This is a genomic window from Actinomadura sp. NPDC048032 (genome assembly GCF_040653175.1).
In the GTDB taxonomy this organism is placed as follows: Bacteria; Actinomycetota; Actinomycetes; order Streptosporangiales; family Streptosporangiaceae; genus Spirillospora; species Spirillospora verrucosospora.
In genome coordinates this window covers 1-9627 of record NZ_JBEZJP010000088.1, presented here as the reverse complement: position 1 = coordinate 9627, position 9627 = coordinate 1, and the positions used below count along the sequence as shown (strand labels likewise).

Below are 9627 nucleotides of genomic sequence, written 5' to 3'. Positions count from 1 at the left end.
GTTCGCGTGGGGACGGGGCCAAGGCCGCTCTGGGGGTCAGCGGCCCAGTGCTCGGCGGACGGTGAGGTGGTGGCGGGTTCTGAGGCGGCGGAGTTCCCAGAGGCTCACCAGCGTGACCGACAGCGGGCCGCCGAGGATCACCGCGAGCCGCGCCGGGACCGGGAGGCCGTCGTAGTCGTGGGAGAACAGGTCCATGATCGCGAGTTCCCAGACCAGGACGGTCGCGATGATCGGGGGCAGGACCTCGTGGATGTCGGCGGTCCGGAACACGTGCACCAGTGCGACGGCGGCGCCGAAGAACACGAACACGATCGCCCAGAGCGTTACGAGGGCGATGATGACCATGACGAGGAGCTTCGCGTAGACGGCCGGGGACGGCTGCTCGTCATCCCCGATGAGGCCGCCTTCCGGCATCACGGAGGTGAGGACGACGAAGAACAGCACGGTGCCGACCAGAGCCACCAGCGACCCGAGCGGCTTCAGCGTGCGCCGCAGATAGAGGGCCCGGACGTGTTGACGGCTTCCGAGGATGAACGCGCCGACGATGATAGGAACCGTGGCCGGCAGCAGGGTCGCGGACGTCACGATCTGGTCGGCCCGCTCGTAGGCCAGGGACTGGGCGTCCGAGGCGACGCGGTACGCCACCATGATCCACACCACGGCGATGAGACCCACCACCGCGCGCAGGACCTGGACCTTTCGTACGACCGGATCGTCCACCCGGTCCGGGCGCGTCGGCCTGGCCACCTGGCGTCCGGCGATGACCGGGTTGAGCAGCCGGAACAGTCGCCGCCCGCGGGACGGCGGGCGCGGCGGTCCGGGCGGGGGTCCCCAGCCCGGTTGCGGGCCGCCGCCGTACTGCCAAGGGCCCGGCGGCATCCCGCGGCCCGGCGGTTGCGGCGGCCGGGCGGGGGGTTGCGGTCCGCCGCCGTACGGTCCCCAGGGGTTCTGCCCAGCACTCATCGACGTTCCCGCACTGTTGAAGAGACGGCCGGACGCTCATCGTCATTGAGTGAAAACACATAGCAAGGCCTGAAATGTGCCCACTTTTAATGGTTTCGTCCGGAGGGGCGGATCCACGACCCCGCCCCTCAGCCCATGTGACACCGCCGGGGAGGGAAATGTTCGCGCGACCGCCCTTGCTGATCGTGACCGTGCCGTTCACCTCGAGAAACCTGGCGATGCCTGTGGATCGGCGGCCGGCCGGGTTCCGTCGAACGCGCGATCGGCGAGACGGAGAACTCGGCCGGGGATAGTTTCGTCGGGAAGCCGATGGCAAGGACGGCAGGTTGCCGCCGCCTGCGCCGGTGCCGGGCGTGACGCTGTGCTGGGAGCGATGGGTGGATCTGCGCGACGAGATCGAGACGGTCCTGCGAGGCTGGCACGCCCACGAGGCCGACCGCGGGTCGGCGGCCGTCATCGACTTCGACTGCGCGCCCACCGCCGCGCCCGTCGAGGCTGCGACCAGCCGTCTTGCGGTCTACCGGGCTCTGTCCGACCTGCGCGTCCGCACCGTCGGGGCCGGTGCCGACCGGCTCACCGCGCGCCTGACCGCGGATCTCGCCTATCTCGGCGCCCTGCTGGGGGAGCATCCGCCGCTGGGCGACTATGTGCGGGCCACTCAAGGGTGCGTCGCTGTCGGGTGGCGGGACGACTACGTCGCCTACCGCGGCGACCAGGCCCGCCAGGCACTCGGCGCCGTCGGGGTCGGGTGGGGTTCGGAGACCGTCCGGGAGTTGAGGGCGGTCGAGGGGCCGATCGAGGCCGGCGAGGCGCCGGACGCGATCAGGCAGGCCGCGGCGGACTACGAGGCCGCCGTCCGTCAGGTCACAGGTAGCGAGGCGCCATTCAACCTCACCATCGAGACCGCCGAGGTGGACGCCTACTGGGCGTACTGGCTGGACGGTTCCGGGGCCGACGTCCGGCTGCGCCTCAACCTTCGGCGCGCCGGCTTCACCAAGGTCGCCGCCCGCCAGTTCGCTCTGCACGAGGTGCTCGGCCACGGCCTCCAGAGCGCGAGCTGGTCGGCGCGAGCCGCTGCCCAGGAGGTCCCTTGGGTGCGTCTGATGTCGGTGCACGCGCCGCAACAGGTCCTGCTCGAAGGGCTCGCGCAAGCGCTCCCGCTGTTCATCGCCCCCGATGACGAGCTGATGGTCGCCCGCACCAAGTTCGACCACTACAACCAGCTTGTACGCGCCGAACTGCACGTGGACCTCAACCGGGGTGCCGGCGTCGGCGAACTGGCCGAGCGTGCCCGTGCGCGCATGCCCTGGACGACCGAGGCCGCGATCGCCGACGTCCTCACCGACAGGGGAGCCGACCCCCAACTCCGCTCCTACCTGTGGGCCTACCCCGCCGGAATCGACTGGTTCGCGAACCTCGCCCGAGCAGACCAGGCCACCAGAACGGCCGTCCTCCACGCCGCCTACCGAGACCCGTTGACGCCCACGGAGCTCGCAGCGCTCTGGCCGGCGGGCCCCACCATCGGCGGCGAGGGCGAGCGCGGCCGACTCCGTGCGCTGACGCTTCGCAGACGGCCTTGAACCGGCCCGGCGTCCTAGCCTGAGGGCATGCCGGGCGAATGGCGTGTGCGCGAGGTCAGGTTCGGAGCCGAGGGCGTCACATTGGTCGGCCTGCTCGGGGTTCCGGGCGGTGAAGCAGTGGCGGGCGTGGTCCTCGTCGGGGGTTCGGGGCCGTCCGACCGGGACAACGACGGCTACTTTCGGCCGATCCGCCGGTATCTGCTGGAGGCCGGGGTCGCGGTCCTGAGCTATGACAAGCGCGGGGTGGGGCGGTCGTCGGGCCGGTGGTGCGCGGCGACGATGGACGACCTGGCGTCCGACGCGCTGGCGGCGCTGGGCTTTCTGCGCGCCCAGCCGGAGGTACGGGACGAGGCCGCCGGGTTGTTCGGCCATAGTGAGGGCGGCTGGGTGGCCTTGCGCGCGGCCGCCCGTGGCGCGCCGTCCTGGGTCGTCACCAACAGCTGCCCTGGCGTCACCCCGGCTGAACAGGAACGTTACGCGCTGACCACCGCTGCCAGAGCGTCCGGCTCGCGTCATGAGCGTGACGTGGACTCCGTCGTGGCGTTCTACGACCGGCTGGTGGAAGCGGGCCGGCGTGGTGCCGGCTTCGCCGAGGCCACGCGGATCGTCGCCGAGGCAGGGCACCCGGCCCTGGCCGCCTTCTGGTCCGATGTCGACGCCGATGGCTGGGAGTTCCTCAAGCGGAAGCAGGATCACGATCCCCTGCCCGACGCGCTTCGGCTGCGCTGCCCGCACCTGGCGATCTTCGGCGGTGCCGACGAGGTCGTTCCCGTCGCCGCCAGCGTCCGGCTGTTCAGCGAGGCCGCGTGTGACGCCGACCGCGATCATCGAGCGTCGCTGACCGTGCAGATGTTCCCGGGAGCCGACCATCGGGTGCGGCGGGACGGTGTGCTCGCCCCGGGCTACCTTCCGACCCTCGCGAAGTGGATCCACGCCCCGGGCTAGCTCGTCCCGGCCTGCGGAAGGCAGGCGAGACAGCGAGTCGTTCCGCTGCCTAGCCGGGACGTCGTACCGAGGTCGTGTCGCTCGTCAGCGGCGAGCCGTTCGCTGACACGGGCAGGAGGTCGGGCACTCGGGCGCCGTCGCCGTCGACCAGGACGGAGTGCTCCTCGCCGGCTGCGAAGGCGTGGCGCTCGCCCCACTGCCGCAGCGTGACGATCACGGGGAAGAGGTCCTTGCCGGCGTCGGTGAGCGCGTACAGGCGGCGCCTGCCCGACGGGGCGTCGACCTGGGTGAGCAGTCCGTGGGCGGTGAGTTTGCGGAGCCGGTCGCTGAGGATGTTGCGGGCGATGCCGGTGCGCTGCTGGAAGTCGGTGAACGAGCGGGCGCCGTCCATCGCGTCGCGGACGATGAGCAGGCTCCACCGGTCGCCGACCAGGTCGGCGGTGCGGGCGACCGGGCAGCCCGGGTCCGTCCACGCGGGGCTCCCCCCGCCGGTCTCGTCGCGCGCCATCACCCCTCCAAGGAGTTGCGTAATGAAACCATTCTGACCTACGCTCCGCAGAGTTTCAAAATGAAACCAAACGGAGGTGGGCCGGTGCGCTGGACGACGAGGCTGCTGCTGGCGGCGGTGTGCGGGGTGGCGGTGGCGAGCGTCTACGCCGGGCAGCCGGTGCTGGGCGCGATGGGGAGCGATCTGGACGTTCCGGTCGACTCGCTCGGCTGGTTCGTGGCCGCCGGGCAGCTCGGCTACCTGGCCGGACTGGTGCTGCTGGTGCCGTTGGGCGACATGCTCGACCGCAGGCGCCTGATCGCCGCGCACCTCGCCCTGGTGGCCGCCGGGACGGCGATCACCGCGGTCGCCCCGGCCGCCTGGGCGGCGTTCTCCGGGCTGGCCGCGGCGGGGATCTTCGCGGTGGTGGTGCAGACCGCCGTCGCCTACACGGCGTCGCTTTCCCCAGCCGGCGAGCGCGGGCGCAACCTCGGCATCGTGACCTCGGGCGTGGTGATCGGCATCCTCGGTGCGCGTGTCGTCGCGGGATTCCTCGCGGACCTGTGGGGGTGGCGGAGCATCTACCTGGCCCTGGCGGCCCTCGCGGGACTTCTCGCGGTGCTCGCCCTCACCGCGCTGCCCGCGGACGTCCGGTCTGGGACGGCGAGATACGGGCAGGTGCTCCGGTCCCTCGGCGGGCTCTTCGTCCAGCCGGTGTTCCTCGGCCGCGGGCTGATCGCGTTCTTCCTGTTCGCGTCGTTCGGCGCCCTGTGGAGCGGCATGGCCCTGCCGCTGGCCGGGGCGCCGTGGCATCTCGGCGAGGCGCAGATCGGGCTCTTCGGCGTCGCCGGGCTGGCCGGGGCCCTGGGCGCCGCCCGGTCCGGGCGCTGGGGCGATGCCGGGTACGCGCGCCGGGTCACCGGCATCGCGCTCGCGCTCCTGATCGCCTCCTGGGCCGCGATCGGACAGCTCCCCTGGTCACTGCCGCTGCTGATCCTCGGCGTGGTCCTGCTCGACTTCGCCGTCCAGGCCGTCCACGTGAGCAACCAGCACACGCTCACGACCGCCTACCCCGACCGCACCAGCACGACCATCGGCGCCTACATGGTCTTCTACTCCCTCGGTTCGGCTCTGGGAGCGGCCGCGACCACGGCCCTGTTCGACGCCGTCGGCTGGATCGGCTCCACCGTCCTCGGTGCGACGCTCGCCCTCTGCGCTCTCGCCGTCTGGGCCGTCACCCCCCACCCGGCGGGACGCGCCGCCCGCCGTCCCCGGCTCGAACAGGCGGAGAAGGTGTGAGCGGACGGCCGAGAGGTCGCGGGCGCGCTAGCGGCGGGCGTGGCGGATCTTCAGGCGGCCGAGGCCCATGGTGCCGGTGATCCGGATCTCGGGGCCGCCGGGCCGGGCGGGACGGCGGGGCGTGTAGCGCGCGTCCTTCAGCCCGGTGTGCAGGCCCTCGATGTCGACGACCGCGTCGCGCGGCACGATGATCTTGGCCTGGCCGGTGCCGACCTGCAGTTCGATGGCGACGACCGGATGCTCGATGATCGCCTTGGACAGGTCCAGCCGGACCCGTCCGAAGGCCGACTCGACCTTGAGGGAGCGCGGTACGCGCCAGGCGCCCCGGCGCTTGATCCGTCCGGTGGCGGCGCCGATCGTGGTCGTGGCGCCCGTGTCCTCGTCCGGGAGCGCGGCCAGGGGCACCGCGAGGTCGCCGTGGGTCCTGGCGGTGAGGACCTGGTCCAGGCGCTCGTCCATCTCCTCGTGCGTGAGGTGCCCGGTGGCGTAGGCGTCCCGCAGGCGCTGCGCGGCGGTGTCGCGGTCTTCGTCGCCGACGAGGCGCGCGAGGTCGTCCGGACGGGGGGTCACGAAGCCCACTCTAGCGCCGTCCCTCCGCAGGGGTTCGAGGCGCGGGGCCGCCCGGGAGTCAGCGCGGGTAGGGCCCGGAGCGGGAGGTCAGGGCCGTGAGGGGCTTGCCGACGCCGAGGAAGGTGTGGCCCGTCATACCGTTGATGATCCCGGCAGCGGAGGCGTACCAGGCGCAGACGGCGGTGAGGACGCCGAGGTAGCCGCCGATCTTGATCGTGGTCTCGCTGGTGGAGAAGTTCCCGATGAACAGGATGATCTCCGTGGCCTCCAGGGAGACGAACACCGCCAGGACGGCCTGGTTGACCTGGGTCGCCCAGAGCATCATGTAGGTGTTGAAGATCGCGAAGGCGAGGAGGATCCAGCCGAGGTCGTTGGCTTCCTGGGCGGGGGTCGCCTCACCGGCGATCAGGACGACGTACAGGCCCAGGCCGAGCCAGAAGCCGCCGTAGGACGAGAAGGCCGTCGCGCCGAACACGTTGCGATTCCGGAACTCCCACATGCCGGCCAGGATCTGGACGACGCCGCCGTAGGCGAGGGCGTAGCCCAGCCAGGCGTCGGTGCCGTCGGTCCATCCGGCGTTCTTCACGGACAGGAGGAACGTGGTCAGGGCGAAGGCCGCCAGGCCCAGGGGCGCGGGATCGGCGATCGCGGGCGGGGTCTGCGGGGTGGACTCTTGCTCGACGTGGGTCATGGTGCCTCCTCGCTGGAGTCCCATCGCCTTGTCTCGCGCGGTCTCGGCCGGACAGGGATGGACGCAGGAATGCGGACAACGGACGTCCGGACGTCCCGGATGGGACCGTTATCTCCTCGGCCCTGTTTCGGATCATAACGCCGCTTGCGCGCCAGGTCAGGGGCCCTTTCGCGGGGCATTTCCGGCGTATCCGTATTAATCGCCGTCGCCGGGCGGAAGGGCTCGTCGCGGCGTCCGGCGATATGAGGAATGCTTTGCCTCGCATGAGAGGACGGCGAGTCGAATCAGAAAAGTCTCTTGAATCGCCATCCGGCAGGCGGGCAAGCCTTGGCGAAGGCGTTGCCGACTACTTGACGACGGCGGGGCTGAAGGTGGGCGGGTCGCCGAGGTGCCCTCGGTGGGAGCGGGGGCTGCTCCCGTCGACGTCCACCACGCCCAGTTCGGCGCCGAGCTCGGCCCCGATGTGGACCTGCCCGCTCCAGCGCATGTACTCGGGGTGCCGCGCGAGCGCGTCGATCACCCGTCCGCTGAACTCGGGGGACTCCGCACCCGCGGCGAACGACCTGTACCGGTCGGGGACGCCCTCGAAAAGCGCCCTGTTCCGTTCGGTCTTCAGCAGACCCATCCACAGCGAGATGACGGCGACGTTGTAGGGCTGGAAGTCGACCGCCATATCGTGCGCCATCTTGTCGACGGCGGCCTTTCCGGCCCCGTAGGCCGGGCCGTGCATGTAACAGCGTCCGCCGAAGGAGGAAGTGTTGACGACGAGACCCGCGTTGTTCCTGACCAGCAGCGGGGCGGCGTAGTAACCGGCCACGTAGGCGGAGCGCATCCCCACGTCGAACATGCTCTGGAGCGCCAGCGGCTTCTCCCAGAACGGCCCTTCGCGGGTGAGGCCGTCCGGGATCGTGAACGCGTTGTTGACGAGGATGTCCAGCCTGCCGTGCTCGCGCTCCACCCGCTCGAACAGGTCCGCTACCTGCGCGTCGTCGGAGTGGTCGCAGATCACCGGCACGCCGGTGCCGCCGCGGGCGTCGATCTCCTCGGCCGTGGCCGCGACCGTGCCGGGGAGGCCGGCGTCGCCCTCGGCCCGCGTCCGGCCCGTCACGTACACCGTCGCGCCGGTCGCGCCGAGGGCGAGCGCGATGCCCTTCCCGGCCCCGCGGCTGGCGCCGGTGACCACGACGACGCGGTCTTCGGTAAGGCTCACCTGTCGCTCCCCGTGAGGAATCCGAGCATCGCCGCCGTGGTCTCGGCGGGCCTCTCCATCTGCATCATGTGGCCGGCCCGCTTGATCATCCGGACGCCGCGGACGTCAGCGTGGTGGTCGCCGAGCCTGTTCAGGGGATCGTCGCCGTGCCAGCCCTCAAGGTCGGCGTCCTGCTCGCTGCCGATGAAGTAGTACGGGACGGGGTTCTTCCGGTCGCCGTAGGACTTGCGGTACTCCCAGGAAAGGTCCATGGCCCGGTACCAGTTGAGCCCGCCGGTGAAGCCGCTGCGGCTGTAGGCGTCGACGTAGAACTCCAGTTCCGGTTCGGTCAGCCACGTCCACGGAAGCGGCGGCGTCTCGGGCAGGGCGTCGATATAGGACGTGTCCGGAGGCTGACGCCAGACGTCGAGGTAGTGGTAGTCGCTGGAGAGCGCGTAGAAGACCTTGCGCAGGAACTCGCGGGGCGCGGCGGCGAGGTCGCGGTCGGCGACGCCCGGCTCGGCGAAGTAGTGGATGTGGTTGAAGTGGCGCTCGGCCTGGCGGGCGGCGAGCGTCAGGGGCGACTCGCGGCTCGGGGTGAAGAACGGGTTCTCCAGGGCGATGATCGCGGCGATGCGGTCCGGGTGGTGGTGGGCGAGGTCGTAGGCGGCGAAGAGGCCGAAGTCCAGGCCGCTGAACACGGCCCTCTCCTCGCCGAGGTGGTCGAGGAGGCCGGTGAGGTCGCCGACGATCCGGTCGACGTCGTACTCGCGGTGGTCCCGGGGGCCGGTGGTGTGCCCCATGCCGCGCATGTCGGGCGCGACGACGCGGAACCCCGCGTCGGCGATCGGCCCGATCTGGTGGCGCCAGCTGAACCAGAGATGCGGGAAGCCGTGCAGGAGGACGACGAGCGGCCCCTCGCCCTGCTCCACGTAGTGGACGTCCAGGCCGTTGACGCGCGCGTACCGATGACTCCAGCCCGCCATGCCGCGGTTCCTTCGGTTCGGGGAGCCGACCTTCGGACTGTGCAGGACGGCGCCACCGGCGGCACCGGGATGTCCCGCTCAGTGGGAATCGAGCGTGATGCGGACGATCGTCCCCTTGGCCGGTTCGGACAGCAGCTCGGCCCGCCCGCCGTGGGCGGCGGCGATGGCGGCGACGATGGGAAGGCCGAGGCCGGTGCCGCCCTGCGTGCCCCGGTGGAAGCGTTCGAAGGCGCGGGCGGCGTCCTCCGGGGCCATGCCCGGGCCCTCGTCCGCCACCTCGATCAGGCCCGGCGCCAGGCGGACGGTCGCGGGCGTTCCGGGGGGCGTGTGAGCCCGCACGTTGGCCAGGAGGTTGGCGAAGACCTGGCGGATGCGGGCCTCGTCGACGGTCGCGGCCAGAGTGTCAGGGGCGTCCAGCGCGATGGGACGGTCGGGCGAGGCCGCGGTCGCGTCGGCCACGGCGTCCCGGGCGAGGGCGACGAGATCGGTGCGGACGGGGTGCAGGGACGCCTCGCGGTCGAGACGGGCGAGTTCGAGGAGGTCGGTGACGAGCCTGTTCATCCGGCGGGCCTCCTCCTCGATGCGGCGCATCGCGTCGGGCAGCTCGTCCGGCCCGAGCGCGCCGTGCCGGTAGAGCTCCGCGTAGCCCTGGACGGCCGTGAGCGGCGTGCGCAGCTCGTGGGACGCGTCCGCCGCGAACTCGCGGACGCGGGCCTCCGAGCGGCTGCGCGCCCAGAACGCCTGCTCGATCCGCTCCAGCATCACGTTGACGGCGGACGCGAGGCGGGCCGCCTCGGTGCGCTGCCCGGGGCCGGGCATGCGGGCGCGCAGGTCGCCGCCCGCGGTGATGGCGTGCGCCGTGGCGGCCATCCGGTCCAGCGGCAGCAGGCCGCGCCGGATGAGCCGCCGGCCGAGCA

10 protein-coding genes are annotated in these 9627 nt (G+C 71.7%); 3 read left to right on the top strand and 7 right to left on the bottom strand.

From position 1 onward, the window contains the following. Positions 1-36: 36 nt before the first annotated feature. Positions 37-879, bottom strand: coding sequence for a hypothetical protein (locus AB0C69_RS14800; protein ID WP_360353667.1), 843 nt, complete (start codon positions 877-879; stop codon positions 37-39). A gap of 461 nt (positions 880-1340) precedes the next feature. Between AB0C69_RS14800 and AB0C69_RS14795 the strand changes: the two genes are divergently transcribed. Further along, a complete protein-coding gene (locus AB0C69_RS14795) occupies positions 1341-2543 on the top strand; it encodes a hypothetical protein (RefSeq protein ID WP_360353666.1) in 1203 nt (400 codons plus the stop codon). A gap of 27 nt (positions 2544-2570) precedes the next feature. Further along, positions 2571-3488, top strand: coding sequence for an alpha/beta hydrolase (locus AB0C69_RS14790; protein WP_360353664.1), 918 nt, complete (start codon positions 2571-2573; stop codon positions 3486-3488). A 49-nt stretch (positions 3489-3537) separates the two neighbouring features. On the opposite strand, the gene AB0C69_RS14785 is transcribed toward AB0C69_RS14790, so the two are convergent. Next, the gene (locus tag AB0C69_RS14785) at positions 3538-3996 is read right to left on the bottom strand and encodes a helix-turn-helix domain-containing protein (protein WP_360353662.1); all 459 of its coding nucleotides are present in this window, start codon (positions 3994-3996) and stop codon (positions 3538-3540) included. 84 nt (positions 3997-4080) lie between these two features. On the opposite strand from AB0C69_RS14785, the gene AB0C69_RS14780 reads away from it, so the two are divergent. Next, a complete protein-coding gene (locus AB0C69_RS14780) occupies positions 4081-5274 on the top strand; it encodes an MFS transporter (RefSeq protein WP_360353660.1) in 1194 nt (397 codons plus the stop codon). Positions 5275-5301: 27 nt separating this feature from the next. On the opposite strand, the gene AB0C69_RS14775 is transcribed toward AB0C69_RS14780, so the two are convergent. The 5 genes from AB0C69_RS14775 to AB0C69_RS14755 all read right to left on the bottom strand — a co-directional run. Next, positions 5302-5844: a DUF1707 domain-containing protein gene (locus tag AB0C69_RS14775; RefSeq protein WP_360353658.1), complete on the bottom strand. Its 543-nt coding sequence runs from the start codon at positions 5842-5844 to the stop codon at positions 5302-5304. Positions 5845-5902: 58 nt separating this feature from the next. Further along, positions 5903-6535, bottom strand: coding sequence for an acetate uptake transporter (locus AB0C69_RS14770; protein ID WP_360353656.1), 633 nt, complete (start codon positions 6533-6535; stop codon positions 5903-5905). Between the two features lie 346 nt (positions 6536-6881). Beyond that, entirely contained in the window at positions 6882-7745 is an 864-nt protein-coding gene (locus AB0C69_RS14765) for an SDR family NAD(P)-dependent oxidoreductase (protein WP_360353654.1), read from the bottom strand. Then, positions 7742-8710: an alpha/beta hydrolase gene (locus tag AB0C69_RS14760; RefSeq protein WP_360353652.1), complete on the bottom strand. Its 969-nt coding sequence runs from the start codon at positions 8708-8710 to the stop codon at positions 7742-7744. Before AB0C69_RS14760 ends, AB0C69_RS14765 begins: the two co-directional genes overlap by 4 nt. A gap of 78 nt (positions 8711-8788) precedes the next feature. After that, positions 8789-9627, bottom strand: an 839-nt coding sequence (locus tag AB0C69_RS14755) for a HAMP domain-containing sensor histidine kinase (RefSeq protein ID WP_360353650.1), incomplete at its 5' end; no start/stop codon positions are given.

Coding starts and splice junctions, on each gene's coding strand:
- AB0C69_RS14800 (WP_360353667.1), bottom strand. CDS start 879: ATGCCGCCGGGCCCTTGGCAGTACGGCGGCGGCCCGCAACCGGGCTGG.
- AB0C69_RS14790 (WP_360353664.1), top strand. CDS start 2,571: ATGCCGGGCGAATGGCGTGTGCGCGAGGTCAGGTTCGGAGCCGAGGGC.
- AB0C69_RS14785 (WP_360353662.1), bottom strand. CDS start 3,996: ATGGCGCGCGACGAGACCGGCGGGGGGAGCCCCGCGTGGACGGACCCG.
- AB0C69_RS14770 (WP_360353656.1), bottom strand. CDS start 6,535: ATGACCCACGTCGAGCAAGAGTCCACCCCGCAGACCCCGCCCGCGATC.
- AB0C69_RS14760 (WP_360353652.1), bottom strand. CDS start 8,710: ATGGCGGGCTGGAGTCATCGGTACGCGCGCGTCAACGGCCTGGACGTC.